The sequence below is a fragment of the Mesorhizobium sp. P2_E10 genome, assembly GCF_056404235.1.
On the sequence record NZ_JBFUEK010000002.1, the window covers coordinates 730,528 to 749,259 of the forward strand.

At 61.7% G+C, this 18,732-nt stretch carries 24 protein-coding genes; 9 read left to right on the top strand and 15 right to left on the bottom strand.

Features of this window, described 5'->3' with window-relative positions; translation table 11 throughout:
* The first annotated feature begins 40 nt into the window (after nucleotides 1-40).
* Nucleotides 41-229, top strand: coding sequence for a DUF3008 family protein (locus AC1D0N_RS08280; RefSeq protein WP_477243118.1), 189 nt, complete (start codon nucleotides 41-43; stop codon nucleotides 227-229).
* 126 nt (nucleotides 230-355) lie between these two features.
* On the opposite strand, the gene AC1D0N_RS08285 is transcribed toward AC1D0N_RS08280, so the two are convergent.
* On the bottom strand, nucleotides 356-565 hold the full coding sequence (locus tag AC1D0N_RS08285) for a hypothetical protein (protein ID WP_477242937.1): 210 nt from the start codon (nucleotides 563-565) through the stop codon (nucleotides 356-358).
* Nucleotides 566-953: 388 nt separating this feature from the next.
* On the opposite strand from AC1D0N_RS08285, the gene rpsD reads away from it, so the two are divergent.
* From rpsD to AC1D0N_RS08305, 4 genes are all read left to right on the top strand, one after another.
* The gene (gene rpsD / locus AC1D0N_RS08290; RefSeq protein ID WP_006332867.1) at nucleotides 954-1,571 is read left to right on the top strand and encodes a 30S ribosomal protein S4; all 618 of its coding nucleotides are present in this window, start codon (nucleotides 954-956) and stop codon (nucleotides 1,569-1,571) included.
* Between the two features lie 109 nt (nucleotides 1,572-1,680).
* Nucleotides 1,681-2,574, top strand: coding sequence for a tRNA 2-thiocytidine(32) synthetase TtcA (ttcA, locus tag AC1D0N_RS08295; protein ID WP_477242938.1), 894 nt, complete (start codon nucleotides 1,681-1,683; stop codon nucleotides 2,572-2,574).
* On the top strand, nucleotides 2,564-3,391 hold the full coding sequence (locus AC1D0N_RS08300) for an inositol monophosphatase family protein (protein ID WP_477242939.1): 828 nt from the start codon (nucleotides 2,564-2,566) through the stop codon (nucleotides 3,389-3,391). The genes ttcA and AC1D0N_RS08300 overlap by 11 nt, the downstream gene beginning before the upstream one ends.
* A gap of 109 nt (nucleotides 3,392-3,500) precedes the next feature.
* On the top strand, nucleotides 3,501-3,908 hold the full coding sequence (locus AC1D0N_RS08305; RefSeq protein ID WP_477242940.1) for a hypothetical protein: 408 nt from the start codon (nucleotides 3,501-3,503) through the stop codon (nucleotides 3,906-3,908).
* Between the two features lie 97 nt (nucleotides 3,909-4,005).
* Here the strand turns inward: AC1D0N_RS08305 and AC1D0N_RS08310 are convergent, their stop codons facing one another.
* Nucleotides 4,006-5,250 (bottom strand): multidrug effflux MFS transporter, encoded by a 1,245-nt coding sequence (locus tag AC1D0N_RS08310; RefSeq protein ID WP_477242941.1) that lies wholly within the window; start codon nucleotides 5,248-5,250, stop codon nucleotides 4,006-4,008.
* A gap of 174 nt (nucleotides 5,251-5,424) precedes the next feature.
* Complete coding sequence (grxD, locus tag AC1D0N_RS08315) at nucleotides 5,425-5,760, bottom strand: Grx4 family monothiol glutaredoxin (RefSeq protein WP_477242942.1); 336 nt, start codon at nucleotides 5,758-5,760, stop codon at nucleotides 5,425-5,427.
* Nucleotides 5,761-5,913: 153 nt separating this feature from the next.
* Between grxD and AC1D0N_RS08320 the strand changes: the two genes are divergently transcribed.
* Nucleotides 5,914-6,708: a phosphodiester glycosidase family protein gene (locus tag AC1D0N_RS08320; protein ID WP_477242943.1), complete on the top strand. Its 795-nt coding sequence runs from the start codon at nucleotides 5,914-5,916 to the stop codon at nucleotides 6,706-6,708.
* A gap of 10 nt (nucleotides 6,709-6,718) precedes the next feature.
* On the opposite strand, the gene AC1D0N_RS08325 is transcribed toward AC1D0N_RS08320, so the two are convergent.
* The 4 genes from AC1D0N_RS08325 to AC1D0N_RS08340 all read right to left on the bottom strand — a co-directional run bounded on the left by AC1D0N_RS08325 (nucleotide 6,719) and on the right by AC1D0N_RS08340 (nucleotide 11,371).
* A complete protein-coding gene (locus tag AC1D0N_RS08325; protein WP_023798252.1) occupies nucleotides 6,719-6,952 on the bottom strand; it encodes a BolA/IbaG family iron-sulfur metabolism protein in 234 nt (77 codons plus the stop codon).
* Between the two features lie 112 nt (nucleotides 6,953-7,064).
* Nucleotides 7,065-7,589, bottom strand: coding sequence for a hypothetical protein (locus AC1D0N_RS08330; protein ID WP_477242944.1), 525 nt, complete (start codon nucleotides 7,587-7,589; stop codon nucleotides 7,065-7,067).
* Complete coding sequence (gene purL / locus AC1D0N_RS08335) at nucleotides 7,586-9,817, bottom strand: phosphoribosylformylglycinamidine synthase subunit PurL (protein WP_477242945.1); 2,232 nt, start codon at nucleotides 9,815-9,817, stop codon at nucleotides 7,586-7,588. The genes AC1D0N_RS08330 and purL overlap by 4 nt, the downstream gene beginning before the upstream one ends.
* Before the next feature lie 141 nt (nucleotides 9,818-9,958).
* The gene (locus tag AC1D0N_RS08340; RefSeq protein WP_477242946.1) at nucleotides 9,959-11,371 is read right to left on the bottom strand and encodes an aminotransferase-like domain-containing protein; all 1,413 of its coding nucleotides are present in this window, start codon (nucleotides 11,369-11,371) and stop codon (nucleotides 9,959-9,961) included.
* Nucleotides 11,372-11,463: 92 nt separating this feature from the next.
* Between AC1D0N_RS08340 and AC1D0N_RS08345 the strand changes: the two genes are divergently transcribed.
* On the top strand, nucleotides 11,464-11,694 hold the full coding sequence (locus AC1D0N_RS08345; RefSeq protein ID WP_477242947.1) for a DUF1127 domain-containing protein: 231 nt from the start codon (nucleotides 11,464-11,466) through the stop codon (nucleotides 11,692-11,694).
* 87 nt (nucleotides 11,695-11,781) lie between these two features.
* Here AC1D0N_RS08345 and AC1D0N_RS08350 read toward each other — a convergent pair whose 3' ends face one another.
* The 6 genes from AC1D0N_RS08350 to purC all read right to left on the bottom strand — a co-directional run bounded on the left by AC1D0N_RS08350 (nucleotide 11,782) and on the right by purC (nucleotide 15,314).
* Entirely contained in the window at nucleotides 11,782-12,423 is a 642-nt protein-coding gene (locus AC1D0N_RS08350) for a Pr6Pr family membrane protein (protein ID WP_477242948.1), read from the bottom strand.
* 4 nt (nucleotides 12,424-12,427) lie between these two features.
* Complete coding sequence (locus tag AC1D0N_RS08355; RefSeq protein ID WP_477242949.1) at nucleotides 12,428-12,838, bottom strand: hypothetical protein; 411 nt, start codon at nucleotides 12,836-12,838, stop codon at nucleotides 12,428-12,430.
* Between the two features lie 2 nt (nucleotides 12,839-12,840).
* Complete coding sequence (locus AC1D0N_RS08360) at nucleotides 12,841-13,506, bottom strand: glutathione S-transferase family protein (RefSeq protein ID WP_477242950.1); 666 nt, start codon at nucleotides 13,504-13,506, stop codon at nucleotides 12,841-12,843.
* Between the two features lie 61 nt (nucleotides 13,507-13,567).
* Nucleotides 13,568-14,236: a phosphoribosylformylglycinamidine synthase subunit PurQ gene (gene purQ / locus AC1D0N_RS08365; protein WP_477242951.1), complete on the bottom strand. Its 669-nt coding sequence runs from the start codon at nucleotides 14,234-14,236 to the stop codon at nucleotides 13,568-13,570.
* 1 nt (nucleotide 14,237) lies between these two features.
* On the bottom strand, nucleotides 14,238-14,480 hold the full coding sequence (purS, locus tag AC1D0N_RS08370; protein WP_477243119.1) for a phosphoribosylformylglycinamidine synthase subunit PurS: 243 nt from the start codon (nucleotides 14,478-14,480) through the stop codon (nucleotides 14,238-14,240).
* Nucleotides 14,481-14,519: 39 nt separating this feature from the next.
* Nucleotides 14,520-15,314, bottom strand: coding sequence for a phosphoribosylaminoimidazolesuccinocarboxamide synthase (gene purC, locus AC1D0N_RS08375; protein WP_477242952.1), 795 nt, complete (start codon nucleotides 15,312-15,314; stop codon nucleotides 14,520-14,522).
* A gap of 272 nt (nucleotides 15,315-15,586) precedes the next feature.
* Between purC and AC1D0N_RS08380 the strand changes: the two genes are divergently transcribed.
* Nucleotides 15,587-15,907, top strand: a complete 321-nt coding sequence (locus AC1D0N_RS08380; RefSeq protein WP_477242953.1) for a DUF1476 domain-containing protein — start codon at nucleotides 15,587-15,589, stop codon at nucleotides 15,905-15,907.
* A gap of 167 nt (nucleotides 15,908-16,074) precedes the next feature.
* Nucleotides 16,075-16,848, top strand: coding sequence for an HpcH/HpaI aldolase family protein (locus tag AC1D0N_RS08385; protein WP_477242954.1), 774 nt, complete (start codon nucleotides 16,075-16,077; stop codon nucleotides 16,846-16,848).
* A gap of 31 nt (nucleotides 16,849-16,879) precedes the next feature.
* On the opposite strand, the gene AC1D0N_RS08390 is transcribed toward AC1D0N_RS08385, so the two are convergent.
* Nucleotides 16,880-18,058, bottom strand: coding sequence for an acyltransferase family protein (locus AC1D0N_RS08390; RefSeq protein WP_477242955.1), 1,179 nt, complete (start codon nucleotides 18,056-18,058; stop codon nucleotides 16,880-16,882).
* Nucleotides 18,059-18,155: 97 nt separating this feature from the next.
* Entirely contained in the window at nucleotides 18,156-18,704 is a 549-nt protein-coding gene (locus AC1D0N_RS08395) for an RBBP9/YdeN family alpha/beta hydrolase (RefSeq protein WP_477242956.1), read from the bottom strand.
* Between the last annotated feature and the right edge of the window lie 28 nt (nucleotides 18,705-18,732).

An 18,732-nucleotide genomic window follows, 5' to 3' on the forward strand; every position in this document is an offset into this window, starting at 1 on the left:
GAGGCGCAACGTTTCTTCTGGCAGCAAAGGAGGAACGGATATGCCAGCCACATCGAAAGCCCAGCAAATGGCCGCCGGCGCGGCACTGTCCGCCAAACGTGGCGAGACGAAGCAGAGCGAACTCAAAGGCGCTTCCAAGGAAATGTACGAATCCATGAGTGAAAAACAGCTCGAGGATTTTGCCGAGACCAAGCGCAAGGGCCTGCCCGAGAAGAAGTCGAAGCATTGAAGGAAATCAAACGAAATAACGTCGCCCCGCAGTGTTCCGCCAGGCGGTGTTCCATCAAAAAGCCCGCGGCTAAAACCGCGGGCTTCAATTGATCGGGCTGTCACCCCTCGGAGGCCGAAGCCGGACTTACCAGCGCCACCAGCAGCGCTTTACCGTGTAACGGATAACGCGCTTGTGGCCATGACGCCAAACTACCTTCTTCTTGACCACGATGCGGCATACCTGATGATGCCGGTAACCATGCCAATGCCGGGCCATTGCCGGCTCCGGCACCGCAACGGACATCGATGCTGCCAGTACCGCCGCACCTGCCAACGAAAGGAAGAATTTCTTCATCAGAATCGGGCTCCTCTAACTCCCAGTCCCTTCCTGATGCCGTTGGCGCAACAACTTCCCGCCAGAGCCGGCACCGTATTCAACGCAGAAAATGCTATACGGTCGCGAAGCCCGGCGCTAATCACAAGCTTGACACCGGTTAAATCTCCGTTTAACCACCGCGCCAACACCGGGCCGCAATGTCCGGTGGTTTTTTTGTATGCGCAAGACCTCTTGGGAAACCGGTTAGTAGTCTCCCGGTCTTGTTTGAACTGACGTGTCCCGTGGGTTTTCCGCCGCGTTGCGTGGGAAAACCCTGTCAGGCCTCGAAAACGGAGGCCAGAGGAGGGCGCGTTTCCTTCACCCGGACCATGAGGTTCCGGGTGTGTTTGTTTTGAAAGGGAATGCGATGAGCAAGCGCGAATCCGCAAAGTACAAGATCGACCGCCGTCTCGGCGAAAACATCTGGGGCCGCCCGAAATCCCCGGTCAACAAGCGTGAATACGGCCCCGGCCAGCACGGCCAGCGCCGCAAGGGCAAACTTTCCGATTTCGGCCTGCAGCTGCGCGCCAAGCAGAAGCTGAAGGGTCACTATGGCGACGTTTCGGAAAAGCAGTTCCGCAAGGTCTATGAAGAGGCCGATCGCCGCAAGGGCGACACCTCCGAGAACCTGATCGGCCTGCTCGAATCGCGTCTCGACGCGGTCGTCTACCGCGCCAAGTTCGTGCCGACCATTTTCGCCGCCCGTCAGTTCGTCAACCACGGCCACGTCAATGTGAACGGCAAGCGCGTCAACATCGGCTCGTACCGTTGCAAGCCGGGCGACGTCGTCGAAGTGCGCGAGAAGTCGAAGCAGCTGGTCATCGTGCTGGAATCGGTAGGTCTCGCCGAGCGCGACGTGCCAGACTACATCGATGCCGATCACAACAAGATGGTCGCCACCTTCGCGCGCATCCCCGGCCTGGCCGACGTTCCCTTCGCCGTGCAGATGGAACCGAACCTGGTCGTCGAATTCTATTCGCGCTGATCGACCCCATTTTACGACACCATCGAAGGCCGCCCGTCGAGGCGGCCTTTTCTTTGTCCGCCACCTCCGCTAATCCGGGCGGCAACAGAGATTTCGGGGCCGACGCGCCATGAACATGCTGCCAGACGTCGAATCATTGGAACCGATCACTGAGGCCGAAGGCGGTTTTCATCCGCTGTTTGCCGACGTGCCGTCCTCCGTCGAGTTCAACAAGCTGCGCAAACGGCTGTTGCGGCTTACCCGCCAGGCGATCGAGGATTTCGCCATGGCCAGGCCCGGCGACCGCTGGCTGGTCGCTCTGTCTGGCGGCAAGGATTCCTACGGGCTGCTCGCCGTGCTGCTCGATCTCAAATGGCGCGGCCTGCTGCCGGTCGATCTGTTGGCCTGCAATCTCGACCAGGGCCAACCGAATTTCCCAAAACACATTCTGCCTGATTATCTCGAAAAATACGGCATTCCTCACCGCATCGAATATCAGGACACCTATTCGGTGGTAACCGACAAGCTGCCCCAGGGCAGCACCTATTGTTCGCTGTGCTCGCGGCTGAGGCGCGGCCATCTCTACCGTATTGCGCGCGAGGAAGGCTGTTCGGCGCTGGTGCTCGGCCATCATCGCGAGGACATTCTGGAAACCTTCTTCATGAACCTGTTCCATGGCGGCCGTCTCGCCGCCATGCCGCCAAAGCTGCTCAACGACGAAGGCGACGTCATGGTGCTAAGGCCGCTCAGCTATTGCGCCGAGCCCGATCTCGAAAAATTCGCCGGCGCCATGAAGTTCCCGATCATTCCGTGCGATCTCTGCGGCAGCCAGGAAGGCCTGCAGCGCAATGCCATGAAAGCGATGCTCAACGACATGGAAAAGCGCATGCCCGGCCGCAAGGACACGATGCTTCGCGCGCTGTCCAACACCAGGCCGTCGCATCTGCTCGACCGCAAACTGTTCGACTTTGCCGCCCTCAATGGCGACCTCAGCACAGGACTTGACCTTTCCGATGACATTTGAGGACCAAGCTATCGACTGGCTTGCCGAGCTTCTCGCCGATGCAGCCAGGACCGAGATCATGCCGCGCTTTCGCCGACTGGGTGAGGGCGACATCCGCCAGAAGACTTCGGCCGCCGATCTGGTGACCGAGGCGGACGTCAATGCCGAGCGGCTGATCACCGCCAGGCTGCGTCAGCGCTACCCCCAGGCGGTGATCGTCGGCGAGGAAGCCTGCTCGGACGATCCGGCGCTGCTTAGGGGACTCGGCGATGCCGAACTCGCCTTCGTCATCGACCCGGTCGACGGCACCTTCAACTTCGCTTCCGGCGTGCCGCTGTTCGGTGTCATGCTGGGCGTCTTGGTCAACGGTGAGACTGTTGCCGGCATCATTCACGATCCGGTCGGCAAGGACTGGCTGATCGGCGCCAGAGGGGCCGGCAGCCACATCAGGCATGCGTATGGCAGCCTGGAGAAGGTGCGTGTCACTGGGCCGGTACCGATATCGGAAATGACCGGCGCAGTCTCCTGGCAATATATGCCAGAACCGGAACGCTCGCGGCTGGCGCGCAACCAGACCAAGACCCTGTCGCAATTCGCCTATCGCTGCGCCGCGCACGAATACCGCCTGCTTGCCAGCGGCCACGCTCATTTCGTCGTCTACAACAAGCTGATGCCGTGGGACCATCTGGCCGGCGTGCTGATCCACGCGGAGGCCGGCGGGTACACAAGGCGCATCGACGGCAGCGCCTATCTGCCGTCGCATCTTGACGGCGGCATCCTCGTCGCGCCGGACGAGGAAAGCTGGCGCGAAATCCGCCGCGAACTCTGGGCGCAATAGCCGGCCAATGCATGTTGCCCAAAAGTGGCCCCGGTTTTGGGAGCACGACATGCATGAAACAAAGACCTAAAGCGCGCGGCGCGCTTTAGGCCGAGACCGGAGACCCGCGATGAAACCTCGCTCGGCGATTGCCGCTACGGTCCTTGCTATTGCCTTGGTCGCCGGTGCCACCGGGGCGAGATCGCAGGAACGCGCGTGTCACAGTCCCGATCCCGTCGACACCATCGACGAAATGTTCACCGCGATCTATGCCTGTTGGCAGCCGCCGCCCGGAACCGCGGGCATGACGTTGACGCTGAGTTTTTCAATTCGCCAAAACGGCACGCTGATGGGCAAGCCTCGCGCCACCTACGCCCATCTCGGCAACGATGGCCCGCTCAACCGGGCCTTCGTGGCTTCCGTCCTCGCGGCTCTCGACAAGGCTCTGCCGCTGCCCCTTTCGAAGACCATGGGCGGAGCAATCGCGGGACGTCCGCTGTTTCCTCACTTCACGGCAGCGCGTGAGGGTGCATCCTAGAGCATGATCCCGAAAAGTGGGAACCGGTTTTCGGAAAAGATCATGCTCAAACAAGATGATAGAGCCCCATCCCGATTCCATCGGGATGGAACAGGCTCTAGACCGGCTTGTTGTGCGGCTGGAACATCTTGCCGCGCTCGGCGATGAAGATCATCAGCAATGCGGCGACCGAGACGCTGCAGAAGCCGGCGGCCAGCGGCGTTACCGTGCCATTGAAAGCCTGACCGATCAGCGTGCCGAGGATGCCGCCCAAAAAGGTCTGCATGAAGCCGAGGATCGACGACGCCGTGCCGGCCAGCTGCCCGAGCGGTTCCATGGCCAGCGCGTTGAAATTGGCGCCAAGCGCGCCGAATGGCACCATCGCGCAAGCGAAGAAGGTGACGAACAGCCAGAGCGGCATCTTCATCTCCAGTGAGACGACCAGCCAGGCAAGGCTGATGACCAGAAACAACAGCAGCGCGCCCTGCGACAGGCGGCGCATGCCGATGCGGCCGACCAGACGCGAGTTCAGATAGTTGGAGAAGGCGAGCACGCCCGCCACCCCGGCGAAGATGACCGGGAACATTTCGCCGACATTGAAGACGTCAACATAGATCTGCTGCGCTGAAGCGATGAAGCCGAACATCGCACCGAAGACGAAGGTGCTGGCGAAGGCATAGCAGAGTGCGATGCGGTTGGTGAGCACGATGCGAAATCCGCCGATGACGGATGAGACCGTCAGCGGCCGGCGATATTCGGGATGCAGCGTTTCGGGCAAACGCAGCAGCGACCACGCGGACACGATCAGCGCACCGACCGCCATGGTGACGAAGATCCAATGCCAAGTGGCAAACAGCATGATGAACTGGCCAATGCCAGGGGCGATGACCGGGATGGCCATGAACACCATGAAGATCAGCGACATCACCTCGGCCATGCGCCGGCCGTCAAAGGTATCGCGCACGATCGAGACGGCGATAACGCGCGTGGCGGCGGCGCCAAGGCCCTGCACGGCCCGGCACATGAGAAGCGTTTCAAAGCTTGGCGAAATGGCGGCCGCGGCCGCCGCCGCCACATATATGATCAGGCCGGCGACAAGCGGCGCACGGCGGCCAAAACGGTCGGAGATCGGCCCGAAGAAGAGCTGGCCGCCGCCAAAGCCCAGAATATAGGCGGTGATCACATACTGGCGATGATTTTCATTTTCGACGCCAAGCGACGCGCCGATCTGCTGCAGTGCCGGCAACATAATGTCGATGGCCAGCGAGTTCAGCGCCATCAGCGCCGCGCACAGCGCGATAAATTCCCAGCGCGGAATGGGCAGCTTGAATGCCCGTTGCGGCGCGTCTGTCTGGTTGTCCACGGCAAGTCCGATCGTTCAAACGAATATGCGCCGGAAGGCCGGCGCATGAATTCGTCTTTGCCCCGCTAACGGGGAGCAACAGTCTGCCGAGGTGGGGGCACCCCCGACGTTTTCAGTGCATGTCGCCCAAAAGTGTACAGCGGTTTTGAAACAACGACATGCACAAAACGGAAGTCAGGCGGCGCCTTTGACGCTGACGCCTTTTTCGACGAGGAACGTCTGCAGTTCGCCCGCCTGGAACATCTCGCGGATGATGTCGCAACCACCGACGAACTCACCCTTGACGTAGAGCTGTGGGATCGTCGGCCAGTTGGAATATTCCTTGATGCTTTGCCGCAACTCGGCCGAGGTCAGCACGTCGACGCCCTTATAGTCGGCGCCGATGTAATCGAGGATCTGCACGACCTGACCGGAAAATCCGCATTGTGGGAAACCGGGCGTGCCCTTCATGAAAAGGACGACGTCGTTGCCCTTCACTTCGTTGTCGATGTAGTCGTTGATTCCGCTCATGGACGATCCTTTCACGCCTGTGGGAGTCAGGCTGGAAACATAGCCATCAAATAAACCCATAGGTTGCCCGAAACAAGATGTTTGCCGAGCCGCCATGCAAATGGCGCAAAACATCGCGTGATGTTGGGCCAAACGCATTGAGCCCGGGGCGTGATGAAAAGACGATATTTTGCGGCAATCGCGATCGGTCTTCTAGTCGCGGCAACGGCCTTGATCTGGTGGTTCAGGCAGCCGGAGCGTCCACCCATCGTCGGCAGTGGCGACCTGCCGGCGCCATGCCGGGATTTCAGTTTCGAAGCGGTTCCCTATGTCGTCTGTGAGGTCGATCTTCGCAGCTATGACATCGCTGTCTTCCACACCGGTGCCGACGGCAAACCCTTCGGCTCGCTGGATAAATTCGACAAGGTGATGATAGGCGAGGGCAGGCCGGTGCTGCTCGCCATGAACGCCGGCATGTATCACGAGGATCTGACGCCGGTTGGCCTCCTGGTCGAGGACGGACGCGAAAAGGCGCCACTCAACCTGGCCGACGCAGAAGGCAATTTCTTCCTGAAGCCGAATGGCGTGTTCCAGATCGGCAAGGACGGCAAGGCGGCGATCATGGAGAGCAACGCCTATGCGGTTGCGAAGCCTGACGTTGCCTTCGCCACCCAGTCAGGTCCGATGCTGGTGATCGGCGGCCAGCTGCATCCGCGCTTCGAGGCCAACGGCACCTCGCGCTACATCCGCAATGGTGTCGGCGTGCGTGACGGCGATACGGTGGTGCTGGCGATCTCGCGCTCGGAGGTCAGCCTGGGCAGCTTCGCGCGCTTGTTCCGCGACGCGCTCAATTGTCCCAACGCGCTGTTTTTCGACGGCGCGGTGTCGGCATTGTCGAATGGCCAGAGAATGGTCGTCGGCGGCACCTATCCGGCCGGGCCGATCATCGCGGTGTCGACGAAGAAGTGAGGCGCGTTAGCTACTCCGGAACGCTGGTCTGCAGCGCGAGCGCATGCAGCACACCGCCCATATTGCCCTTCAGCGCGTCATAGACCATCTGGTGCTGCTGGACGCGGCTTTTGCCGCGGAAGCTTTCGGCCACCACTTCGGCCGCGTAGTGATCGCCGTCGCCGGCCAGGTCGCGAATCGTCACCTTGGCGTCCGGAATGCCTTCCTTGATCAGCCGTTCGATGTCGTGCGCGTCCATTGCCATGGCAAAATCCTGTTTCAAGCGGGGGAGCGGTGCAGCCCGCGTCATGAGAGTCGGGGTGAGCCTAAAGCCTTTCGGGTTCGGATTGAAGCGGTTCCGCGCCACGATTGGAGGCTCAAGGGACATCTTGGTTTGTTTGGGAAGCATCGTTCTCGGCAACATCCTCGCGTGTCGAGAAGGCGCGGCCAAGGCTGAAGGTCAGCACATAGAGTGGAATGTTGATCATCAGACTGACGATGGGGAGGTAACTCGTCCACTGCCAGAGGGGTGAGAAGAACGTCTGGCCGTAGCCGTCGCAGACGAGCGAGGAACCATACGCCCACAGCACGCCAATGACGACGGTAACGGCAAAGAGCTTGACGCAGGTGACGATGTGCCGTGCCCGCGCCGGCTCCGGTGAAAGCCGGTCCCAAAGGACCAGGCACAGGATCGGCACCGCATAGACGAGGCTCTGGACGGCCAGCATCAAAATCGTGCCGTTGGCCGCGGTAAGAAACGCCGCCCGCGTTTCCAGCCGGGGACAAACCTCGCTTCCGGTCGTCGACAGCAGGAAAAAGACGAACGGTCCGAGAAACCAGAAGAAGAACAGCGACGGCCAGAAAACGACTGCAAGCAGCGCCCGGACGGCCAGCTTTGTCAAATGGCCTGATCCATGAAGCGCGGGAACCATCCCTCGTGGGCGGCGGTCAATTCCGTGACCGGTATCGCCCTGGCATCGCCGAGTTTCAATTCGCTGCCGCCGGTTGAGCCGATCCACGGCGCGAAGATGCCGAGCTTGCTTTGCTGCTCGCGAATGGCGTCCCATTCGTCGCTCTGCGGATCGATCGACAGCGTCAAGAGATAACGGCCCTGATCCTCGCCGAACCAGACCGGGATCGGATCTGTGCCGGCAAGGCCGGGCACGGTCGCGCCGATGCCGGAGGCCATCGCCATTTCGGCCAGCGCCACCGCGATGCCGCCATCGGAGACATCATGCGCCGATGTGACGACGCCGGAGGCGATCAGCGCGCGCACATGGTCGCCGACGCGCTTTTCATGGTCGAGGTCGACCGGCGGCGGCGGGCCATCGGTGCGGCCATGGATATCGCGCAAATAGACCGACTGGCCGAGATGCGTGCCCCACATGTGTGGCGCGCCGACCAGCAGGATCATCTGGCCTTGCGCCGCAAAGCCGATCCGCACCATCTTCGACCAATCGGCAATCAGTCCGACGCCGCCGATGGTCGGCGTCGGCAAGATGCCTTGGCCGTTGGTCTCGTTGTAGAGCGAGACATTGCCGGAAACGATCGGGAAGCCGAGCGCGCGGCAGGCGTCGCCAATGCCTTTCACCGCGCCGACCAGTTGGCCCATGATCTCGGGTCGTTCCGGATTGCCGAAATTGAGATTGTCGGTGGCGGCCAACGGCAGCGCGCCGGTGGCGGTCAGGTTGCGCCAGCATTCGGCCACCGCCTGCTTGCCGCCCTCGTAAGGGTCGGCTTCGCAATAGCGCGGCGTCACATCGGAGGAGAAGGCCAGTGCCTTGGTGGGATGGCCTTCGACGCGCACCACGCCGGCATCGCCACCGGGAAGCTGCAGCGAGTTGCCCTGGATCAGCGTGTCATACTGCTCCCAGACCCAGCGGCGCGAGGACTGGTCCGGTCCGCCAAGCAGCTTCAGCAGCGCATCGGCAACGTCGGATTGCGGAATATCGCTTGCGGCAAGCGCCGCCGGCTTCTTCGGCTCGGTCCAGGGGCGGTCATATTCGGGTGCCTTGTCGCCAAGGTCCTTGATCGGCAGGTCGGCGACCTGGTCGCCCTGGTGCAGCACGCGAAAGCGCAGGTCGTCGGTGGTCCTGCCGACGATGGCGAAGTCGAGGCCCCATTTGTGGAAGATCGCCTCGGCTTCCTTCTCTTTCTCGGGGCGCAGCACCATCAGCATACGCTCCTGGCTTTCCGACAGCATCATCTCATAGGCGCTCATGCGCTCCTCGCGCACCGGCACCTTGTCGAGGTCGAGCTCGATGCCGAGGTCGCCCTTGGCGCCCATTTCGACCGCCGAACAGGTGAGGCCGGCGGCACCCATGTCCTGGATGGCAATGACGGCGCCGGACGCCATCAGTTCGAGGCAGGCCTCCAGCAGGCATTTTTCGGTGAAGGGGTCGCCGACCTGAACGGTCGGGCGTTTCTCGTCGATCTTGTCGTCGAATTCGGCCGAAGCCATGGTGGCGCCGCCGACACCGTCGCGGCCGGTCTTGGCGCCGAGATAGACGACCGGCAGGCCGACGCCCTTGGCTTCCGACAGGAAGATCGCATCGGTCTTGGCAAGACCGGCGGCAAAGGCGTTGACCAGGATGTTGCCGTTGTAGCGGGCGTCGAAATTGACCTCGCCGCCAACCGTCGGCACGCCGAAGGCATTGCCGTAGCCGCCCACGCCGGAGACGACGCCCGAGACGAGATGCCTGGTTTTGGGATGGTCAGGCGCTCCGAAGCGCAGCGCGTTCATTGCCGCGATCGGCCGCGCGCCCATGGTGAAGACGTCGCGCAATATGCCGCCGACGCCGGTCGCCGCACCCTGGTAGGGCTCGATGTAGGAGGGGTGGTTGTGGCTCTCCATCTTGAAGACGACGCAGTCGCCATCGCCGATGTCGACCACGCCGGCATTCTCGCCTGGTCCCTGGATGACCTGCGGCCCGGTGGTTGGCAGCGTGCGTAGCCACTTTTTCGAAGACTTGTACGAGCAGTGCTCGTTCCACATCGCCGAGAAGATGCCGAGCTCGGTAAAACTCGGCTCGCGCCCGACCAGGTCGAGGATGCGCTGGTATTCGTCGGGCTTCAGCCCGTGCGCGGCAATGAGTTCCGGGGTGATCGGCACGGAATTGGAAATGGTCATGGGCGGCGATTGGTATCCGTGGGAGAGGGGGATTTCTGAGTCCCCTCTTATCGCAAGCTTTGGCGCGATACACCCCTTCGGATGAGGAAAAACGCCGGAAAACGGCAGCGCGTCACCTGTCAGGCCCGGCCGAAAGCGAACTCAGGAAAAACTGTCGTAGCCGGCGCGGCCTTCGTCGAGCAGCCGCCGGATAGCTTCGACGCCACCGGCAATGTCCTCGCGCCGCCTCGGCTGCGAAACGCCGAAACGAACGCCGTGAAAAACCTGCTCGGAGCGTCCCGCCTTGAACTCGTCCTCGTCGTCGAGGAGCACGCCATGTTCGAGGCAGGCGCTCCTGAAGGTGCCGGACAGCCAGGGGTCGGGCAGCGTCAGCCAGACGAAGGGCACGTTCTCATGCGACTTGAACGCAAAGCCGGCCAGCGTCTCGCGCACGATCGCGATGCGGGCGCCGATTTCGGCGATACTGCGCTTGCGGATGTCGCCGGCCTGGCCCGACAGAACCAGCCGGGCATTCACTTCTGCCAGCAGGAACGGCATGCCGCCGCTCATCATCTTGTGGGCGACGCGGATGCGATGGCGATAGGCGGGCGGGCAGGAGAGCCAGCCGCCGCGAACGCCGGCGGCGACCGACTTCGACAGGCCGCCGGCAACGATGGTGCGCTCAGGCGCATATTCGGCGAGCAACGGCGTCGGATCCGAGGTCAGGCCGCCATAGAGGTCGTCCTCGATGAGGATGACATTGTACGCACGCGCCACGCGCGCAATCGCCTCGCGGCGCGCTGCCGAGAGGATCGCCAGCGTCGGGTTCTGCACCGTCGGCATCAGGAAGATCATTTTCGGGTGCTTTTGCGCGCAGACACGTTCGAAATCCTCGGGATCGAGGCCTTCCTCGTCCGATGCCACCAGCGCCGTGCGCCGGCCGATCAGCCCGGCACTGCGCGAAATCTGCGAATAGGTGAGGTGCTCGAAGGCGACATAGTCGCCTGGCGTGGTCAACGCCGCGATCGCCGCCATCACGGCGGCATGGGTGCCGAGCGTGGGAACGATGGTCTCTGCCGCCGGGCGGAACGAATTGCGCGACAGCCAGCGTGCGCCGGCCTCGAACCAGCGCTCCGGAAAATCCCTGGTGTAGCTGGAAATCTCGTGCGGATGATCCTGCACCGTGCGCGACAGCATGTCGGCGACAATGGCGCCTTGGCCGATCTCGGGCGCGGCGGTGCTGTCGAAGCGCAGCTTGCCGGGCGGCGCATCGACATAGCGTGTGCCCTGCACGGCGGTTTCGACCAATTCGGGGCTTCCCGCTTCAGATTGCTGCGCCAGAACATAGGTGCCACGACCGACCTCGCCGCTCACCAGTCCACGCTCGCGCAACAACTGGTAGGCCCTGCCGACCGTGCCGACAGTGGTGCCGATGTCGTAGGCGAGGTCGCGCTGCGGCGGCAGTTTTGCCCCGGCATCGATCACGCCCCGGTCGATATCTGACTCAATGCTGTCAGCAAGACGCTGATAAAGCGGGCCGGTGCCGGCGGAAAGGTCTGGGAGCCAATTTGTCATGGTGACAATTTTCTATATTGCACCGAATTGGGAGTCAATACATATCAGCCGCGTACCAAAAAGGGTACAATTCGGATTTTGGCAGAAAGACAATGGATACAATCGAGACAATTCCCTATGCGTCGCTCGGGCCGTCGGCCCGGCGAACCTATGTCAGCCGCCTTGTGTACGTGGTCGCATCGGCCGCGCGCTGGATTGGCAACCTGCTGGATCGCCGGCGCGGCCGTCTGGCCTTGCTGGAGATGACCGACGAGCAACTCAAGGATATCGGCGTCTCGCGTTGCGATGCGCACCGCGAGGGCATCAGGCCGTTCTGGGATTAGGACCATGATCCCAAAAAGTGGAATCCGGTTTTTGGAAAAGATCATAGTCAAACAAGAATCATGATCTGGACCGGAGGTCCGGATCAGCTAACGGACGCTTGACGTCCTGAGGCGCGAGACGCCGCGGTCAACAACGACCGCGATGATGCACAGCACGAGAAAAAGCCCGGTGATGGCCAGCGCCGCAATGGCGACGCTGGCCGCGCCGTTTTTGGCGACATCGAGGAACGGGTAGGGCACTTCGCCGGCTATTGGCGCCCGCGCCAGCGCATAGACCAGATAGGCAATCGGATAGAGCATCCACCATGAGATGTCGCGCCACCGCGTCGAGCCGTCCGCGCCCGCCACCAGCCACCACAGCACGAACAGCACCGGCGTCACATAGTGCAGCAGGACATCGCAGAGCAGGAACAGCCCTTGCGGCTGCCAAAGCTGCGCCAGAACCGTGGCGTAGACGATGAAAACCAGCGTGATGGAAACCGCGACGCCTGCCCGTATGCGCGGCCCGGCAAAGGCCGGCAGCCAAGCGTAGCCGCTTGACGACAACAACGAGGCATGGACCAGCACGGCGCCGATGTTGGTCAAGATGGTGAAGAAGCTGAACAGGAAGACGATGGAGCCGAGCAGGCTGCGGCCGGCTTCCATCGACGCCGGAATGGTGATGCAGAATTGCAGGACAAGCCCGGCCAGACCGATGACCAGACCCGCGAGCTGCAGGAACCGGCCCATCGGGCTACGCGGCCGCGTTGCAGGCTGAATTGCCGGCCTGCCAGCGGGCAATGTCCGACCCGATGCGGGCGCCGAGCGGATCGGCCATCAGTGGGCCGAATGCGTCGACGTGGCTCGAATTGCCTTGCGCCTGCACGACCAGCAGCGGTTTGCCGCCATAATGCTTGGCCGGCACCAGCAGGAAGCGCGGCGTGCCGCTGAACGAATTCAGCTCATTGGCCATCTGATACGATTTGAAGGCCGGGTCCTTGCTGGCGATCCAGCATTTGTGGGCAGCGATCGCCACCTGCTCCATGGCGAGCAGCGAAGCGCTCTTGCCCATGGGCACCGGCGCGCTCTTTGGCGTCGACTGGCAGGAGGCGAGCACAAAGCAGGCGGTGGCGACAAGACAGAGGCGGGCGATCGTCGATGTCATGCTCAGGCCGCGCCCATCTCGAGTTCGGAAAGGAAGATTTTCAGCCCGTCCGTCATCTCGCCCCAGACCCGCGACAGCGCCGGGTGCTGCAAGGCGATCTGCTCATAGGCATCGAATTTCGGATAGGCTTCAAGCAGGTCATGGTGCCCGGTCGTCACCCGGAAATTGTTGAAGATGAAGCGGGTCGGCGTCAGCCAGGCGTCGGCGAAACTGATGTCGTCGCCGAGCGCAAACGGCCCTTGCGCCATGCGGGCCTCGATCGCCGCCAGTCCGTGATGCAGGCGGGCGAATTGCGCCTTGATCTCCGCGTCGTTGCGCTTCGGCACGAAATACAGCTCGAACAGCTTCATCATCGGGGCAAGCACATCGAGATCGGTGATGCGGGCGAACATGCGCACCAGCGCCCGGTCCTTCGAATCCTGCGGCAGCAGTGCCGGCTCCGGAAACCGCTCTTCCAGATATTCGGCGATGACCACCGATTCGACGATGGTTTCGCCGGAGCCGGTGATCAGCACCGGAATCCGGTTGAGTGGCGAAATGGCGCGGAATTCTTCGGGGATTGGAAATCCCGACGGCGGCGCGATCACCTTGAGCGGCACGTTCTTGATGTAGGCCAGCGCCCGCACGATCGACGAGTAGGGCGACAACGGCCGCGAATAGAGTTTCATGACCGTCTCTCCCTAATGTGTTGGATTTGCCCGCTTTTTGCGGTGCTTGCGTTGAGGAAATTCAAGCGGCGATGCCAAGCGCACCTTCGAACAAAGCCCGGCCGTCGCTGCCGCCATGGGCTGCTTCGATCAGGTTTTCGGGGTGCGGCATCAGGCCGAGCACATTGCCCTGGCTGTTGATGATGCCGGCAATGTCGTTGATCGAGCCGTTGGGATTGGTGCCTTCGGCATAGCGGAACACCACCTGGCCTTCACCTTCGAGGCGCGCCAGCGTCTCGGCATCGGCAAAGTAATTGCCGTCATGATGCGCCACCGGTGAGCGGATGATCTGGCCCGGCTGATAGCGGCGGGTGAACATGGTGTTGGCATTGGCGATCTGCAGCTTCACCTCACGGCAGACGAATTTCAGCGAGCTGTTGCGCATCAAGGCGCCCGGCAGCAGGCCGGCCTCGACCAGGATCTGAAAGCCGTTGCAGACACCGATGACCATGACGCCCTTGGCCGCCTTTTCGGCAACCGCCCGCATCACCGGCATGCGCGCGGCAATCGCGCCGCAGCGCAGATAATCGCCGAACGAGAAGCCGCCCGGAATGGCGATCAGGTCGACATCGGGGATTTCAGTGTCGGTCTGCCAGACGGTGGACGGGGGTGTCCCGGAAATCTTGGTAAGCGCCGCGATCATGTCGCGGTCGCGGTTGAGGCCAGGCAGAAGAACGACGGCTGATTTCACGTTAGGCTATCTCCACCGCGTAATTCTCGATCACCGTATTCGCCAGCAGCTTGTCGCACATGGCTTTCAAGTCAGCCTCGGCCTTGGCCTTGTCGGTCTCCGAAAGCTCGACATCGAACACCTTGCCCTGGCGCACCGTGCCGACGCCACCAAAACCGAGCCCGGATAGAGCGTGTTCGATCGCCTTGCCTTGCGGGTCGAGCACGCCGTTCTTGAGGGTGACGGTAATGCGGGCCTTGATCACGCTGGACATGCTCCTGTTCTATGTTGAGCGGTAGGATTGTTAGTGCGGCTTGCCTTTGATGCCATCGGTCGAGGCGACAAGCACCGGTCCGGCCGGACGCGGCGGCTCGTTCTCGTTCATGATGCCGAGGCGGCGGGCAACTTCCTGATAGGCTTCGACCAGCCCGCCCATATCGCGACGGAAACGGTCCTTGTCGAGCTTGTCCTGCGTCGCCACGTCCCACAGCCGGCAGGAGTCAGGCGAAATCTCGTCGGCAACGACGATGCGCATCATGTCGCCCTCGAACAGGCGCCCGCATTCGATCTTGAAGTCGACGAGCTGGATGCCGACGCCCAGGAACAGGCCGGAGAGGAAGTCATTGACGCGGATGGCAAGTGCCATGACGTCATCGATTTCCTGCGGGCTGGCCCAGCCGAAAGCGGTGATGTGCTCTTCCGACACCATCGGATCGTCGAGCGCGTCGGCCTTGTAATAGAATTCGATGATCGAGCGCGGCAGAACCGTGCCTTCCTCGATGCCAAGGCGCTTGGATAGCGAGCCGGCGGCAACATTGCGCACGACCACTTCGAGCGGAATGATCTCGACTTCCTTGATCAGCTGCTCGCGCATGTTGAGCCGGCGGATGAAGTGGGTCGGAATGCCCATGCGGTTGAGATGGTTGAAAATATACTCGGAAATGCGGTTGTTGAGCACGCCCTTGCCGTCGATGACCTCGTGTTTCTTCTTGTTGAACGCGGTCGCATCGTCCTTGAAGAACTGGATCAGCGTGCCCGGTTCGGGTCCTTCATAGAGGATCTTGGCCTTGCCTTCATAAATGCGGCGGCGATTTTTCATCTGATTTTTCTCTGGATTTCCGGGCAGGCGGCTAGCGACCAGTTCCTGTCCGTTAGCCTGAAATAGTGCGGCTACGATAGGGTTCAATGCCGGGTCTATCCCAATCACATCGTTTGCTCAATCGGCAAATCCTTCCAATCAACCGCTTTCGGGAATGAAATGCCGCAGCGCAGCAAGTAAGGTAGCATATTGACCGACCCGCGGCCTTTTGGTTTGTGCTTCGGCAACACATATTCACCGTCAAACGAATCGGACTGTACCGGAGGGATGCCATGAGCAGCATGAAAGACCGCGAAGAGGGCTTCGAGCGCAAATTCGCATTCGACGAGGAACTTCGGTTCAAGGCCGCGGCGCGCCGCAACAAGGCGCTTGGCCTGTGGGCTGCCGAAAAGCTTGGCAAGACCGGGGCGGACGCTGACGCCTATGCCAAGGAGGTGGTTGTCGCCGACATCGAGGAAGCCGGCGATCACGACGTTTTCCGCAAGATTCGCGCGGATTTCGATGCGGCCGGCGTTGCCCAGTCCGATCATCAGATCCGCCGCACCATGGATGAGCTGATGGCGCAGGCGATCGACCAGATCAAGAACACCTGATCCAGCCGAAGCACGTTCCGCAAAAGTGTCCTGCGGTTTTGCGACAGAACCTGCGACAAACAAAGAATGACTGGACCAATCGACCGCCCGGCCCAGCCGGGCGGTTTTTCTTTGCCTTTGCCGCCGTTTCCGGCTGAAACTGCGCCAGCCAACAAGGAAAATCGCCAATGTCCCTAAAATCACGCCTGGCGGCGGATGAAACGCTGTTCACAGCATGGTCCGGGGTGCCGGATGCCTTGACGGTGGAAATCATCGCCAAGCAGGGGTTCGACGCCGTCACGCTCGACATGCAGCACGGCGGTCATCACGAAGACAGCGTGTTGCGCGGCCTCGTGCCGGTGCTGGCCGCCAACAAGCCGGCGCTGGTGCGCATTCCCGTCGGCCGCTTCGATATGGCCAGCCGCGCACTTGATTTCGGCGCCGAGGCGGTGATTGCGCCGATGGTGAATTCGGTGGCCGACGCAAAACTGTTTGCCGCCGCCATGAAATATCCGCCGCTTGGCGAGCGCTCCTGGGGTCCGACCTATGCCTTTCCGCGCCATGGCAAGGGCGACCAGGCCGAATGGCTGCGCGACACCAACCAGCGCACCATGGCCTTCGCCATGGTCGAGACACGTGCCGCACTCGATGCGCTGGACGGCATCCTCGACACGCCGGGCATTGACGGCATCTTCCTCGGGCCCTCGGATTTCTCGATCGCCTGGTCGAACGGTGCCACCGTCAATTCGACGCTGGAAAGCATGATGGAAACCGTGGCTTCAGTCGCCGAGCGGACACGCAAGGCCGGCAAGCATGCCGCGATCTATGTCATCGAGCCGGCCATTGCCGGCCGCGTCGTGGCCATGGGCTATCGGTTGCTGGCTATGGGCTCTGACCATTCGCTGATTGCGCTTGGAGCCAAAACGCTGATCAAGAGCGTCAGGGATTCGATCGGATCCTGATCTGTCGGCTTCTCGCAAAAGCGGCCCGCAATCAGATATTGGCGGCCTCAGGCGCTGCGACCACCATACCGCCGCGGCGTCTAAGCCTGCCAACCAGATTGCCGAGCGCGGCAACCCACCAATTGTTGAAGACCACGAGTGGCAACGCAACGATGATCGAGCCCAGCATCGCCACGGCGGCGGCGATCGGAGCGGAGCCGCTGGTCAGAAGGGCCCATGATCCCAGGGAGCAAATGACCGGCGCATGCACGAGATAGAGCGGAAACGACAGATCGCCCAGGAAACGTGCCACTTTGCCCGTCATCCATGATGGCGGGCTCTCCATCGTCAACACGGCATAGACAAGCATGACGCTGGCCGGGATGGCGACGTAGGCTTGCCGCATCTCGGCGCTGAGGCCGTTGAAGTCCAGAATGGCCAGGGGGCGGTAGGCGCCGACTGCATTTCCGGCATAGCCCAGCAGGACCAGCGCGACCACCACGATCACCGCCCTCAACCGCGCATTCGGGCGAAACGTCGAGGCAAGCACCAGATAGAGCGAAAGGCCAACTGGAAAGGCCACGAGCATGAAGTTGATCGACCATGCCACAAACATGCCGATGAAAAGGGCGACCCAGGCAAGGAGGGGTGTGCGGTCATGCAGCAAGAAGAGAATTGGCGCGAGGATAAAGGCGGCAAGACTGCCCCAGAACTCGAACCACATGGTCCACAGGCTGGTGTCGTAATAGTTGTCACCGAAGACGAACGTTCGCCAGGCGCCTTCTGTGAACGCTTCGGAAAAGCTCGCCGTTTCCGGCGACAGCACCTTTGGGGCATAGGCGAAGCTGGCTAGCCAGGGCGACGCGGTCAGCGTGCTCGCTTCGCTGAAGAAGTAGAGATCAAGCTTGAAGACCAGGCAAGAGGCCAGCACCGTGACGAGGACTGGGCCGGCAAGACGCGGCAGGCGTTTGATGGCGGCCAGCCCCAGGTCTTGCATCTTGCGGCTGGTGAAATAGCGTTTCACCACCACGAAAGAAGACAGCACGAAGAACAGATACACGGCTGATGGGCCGTTGAATGCGACGAAAGCGAAGCTTGTCTGCAGCGAGTTGGCCGGACCGTCCGCGAAAATGCCGCTTGCCGAAGGCGCAAACGCAAGCAAAGTATGCCAATTCAGAACGACGAGAGCAGCGACGCCCCTCAGGAACTCAAGTGAATCGTCCTTGCGCAAGCATTGGCCTTTTGTCTCGCTGCAACAGAATCTTGGCTTGTCCGATACGCTACGATTCAAAACAGTCTAAATCGACCAGATTAACAGATCCTGACTCCTAGAGATCGGTCAGGAACTTGGCGAAGGTCATCGATCCCTCGGGCCACGGGCCGAAGCCGGAATCCGCGTTGAGGTGACCGGCCTCGCCGGCATCGATGAACAGCGAGCCCCAGGCGCCGGCAATATCTTCGGCCACGTCGAACGCGCAGAACGGGTCGTTGCGGCTGGCGATCACCACCGAGGGAAACCCCAACGGCTCGCGCGGGTAAGGACCGAAGGTCATCAGATGCCTGGGCTTTAACTTCGGATTGGCGACATCGGGCGGGGCCACGAAGAAGGCACCGGCGACCGGCCGCTCGAACTGCGGCATGGCCTGGATGGCAGCGGCGACACCAAGCGAATGCGCGACGATGACGACCGGCCGCTCGGCCTCGTTGACCGCCTTGGCCACGCTCGCAGTCCAGTCTTCGCGCACCGGCTTCGACCATTCCGTCTGCTCGACGCGGCGTGCCGTCGACAGTTTTGACTGCCACCGGCTCTGCCAATGCTCGGGGCCGGAATTGGTGTAGCCCGGCACGATGAGAATATCTGCTTCCCTGACTTTCATGGCGCTGAAATAGCGAGCACTGCTGCGT

What these genes read in the sequence shown, in the direction of transcription:
- AC1D0N_RS08355 (WP_477242949.1), bottom strand. Translation starts at nt 12,838, where the DNA reads ATGACATCGACGATCGCCCGCCTCTGTCTTGTCGCCACCGCCTGCTTT.
- AC1D0N_RS08320 (WP_477242943.1), top strand. Translation starts at nt 5,914, where the DNA reads ATGAAAAGACGATATTTTGCGGCAATCGCGATCGGTCTTCTAGTCGCG.
- AC1D0N_RS08395 (WP_477242956.1), bottom strand. Translation starts at nt 18,704, where the DNA reads ATGAAAGTCAGGGAAGCAGATATTCTCATCGTGCCGGGCTACACCAAT.
- grxD (WP_477242942.1), bottom strand. Translation starts at nt 5,760, where the DNA reads ATGAGCGGAATCAACGACTACATCGACAACGAAGTGAAGGGCAACGAC.
- AC1D0N_RS08285 (WP_477242937.1), bottom strand. Translation starts at nt 565, where the DNA reads ATGAAGAAATTCTTCCTTTCGTTGGCAGGTGCGGCGGTACTGGCAGCA.
- AC1D0N_RS08350 (WP_477242948.1), bottom strand. Translation starts at nt 12,423, where the DNA reads ATGGGCCGGTTCCTGCAGCTCGCGGGTCTGGTCATCGGTCTGGCCGGG.
- purL (WP_477242945.1), bottom strand. Translation starts at nt 9,817, where the DNA reads ATGACCATTTCCAATTCCGTGCCGATCACCCCGGAACTCATTGCCGCG.
- AC1D0N_RS08325 (WP_023798252.1), bottom strand. Translation starts at nt 6,952, where the DNA reads ATGGCAATGGACGCGCACGACATCGAACGGCTGATCAAGGAAGGCATT.
- ttcA (WP_477242938.1), top strand. Translation starts at nt 1,681, where the DNA reads ATGAACATGCTGCCAGACGTCGAATCATTGGAACCGATCACTGAGGCC.
- AC1D0N_RS08385 (WP_477242954.1), top strand. Translation starts at nt 16,075, where the DNA reads ATGTCCCTAAAATCACGCCTGGCGGCGGATGAAACGCTGTTCACAGCA.
- AC1D0N_RS08300 (WP_477242939.1), top strand. Translation starts at nt 2,564, where the DNA reads ATGACATTTGAGGACCAAGCTATCGACTGGCTTGCCGAGCTTCTCGCC.
- AC1D0N_RS08340 (WP_477242946.1), bottom strand. Translation starts at nt 11,371, where the DNA reads ATGACAAATTGGCTCCCAGACCTTTCCGCCGGCACCGGCCCGCTTTAT.
- AC1D0N_RS08280 (WP_477243118.1), top strand. Translation starts at nt 41, where the DNA reads ATGCCAGCCACATCGAAAGCCCAGCAAATGGCCGCCGGCGCGGCACTG.
- AC1D0N_RS08380 (WP_477242953.1), top strand. Translation starts at nt 15,587, where the DNA reads ATGAGCAGCATGAAAGACCGCGAAGAGGGCTTCGAGCGCAAATTCGCA.
- purC (WP_477242952.1), bottom strand. Translation starts at nt 15,314, where the DNA reads ATGAAAAATCGCCGCCGCATTTATGAAGGCAAGGCCAAGATCCTCTAT.
- AC1D0N_RS08305 (WP_477242940.1), top strand. Translation starts at nt 3,501, where the DNA reads ATGAAACCTCGCTCGGCGATTGCCGCTACGGTCCTTGCTATTGCCTTG.
- rpsD (WP_006332867.1), top strand. Translation starts at nt 954, where the DNA reads ATGAGCAAGCGCGAATCCGCAAAGTACAAGATCGACCGCCGTCTCGGC.
- AC1D0N_RS08345 (WP_477242947.1), top strand. Translation starts at nt 11,464, where the DNA reads ATGGATACAATCGAGACAATTCCCTATGCGTCGCTCGGGCCGTCGGCC.
- AC1D0N_RS08360 (WP_477242950.1), bottom strand. Translation starts at nt 13,506, where the DNA reads ATGAAACTCTATTCGCGGCCGTTGTCGCCCTACTCGTCGATCGTGCGG.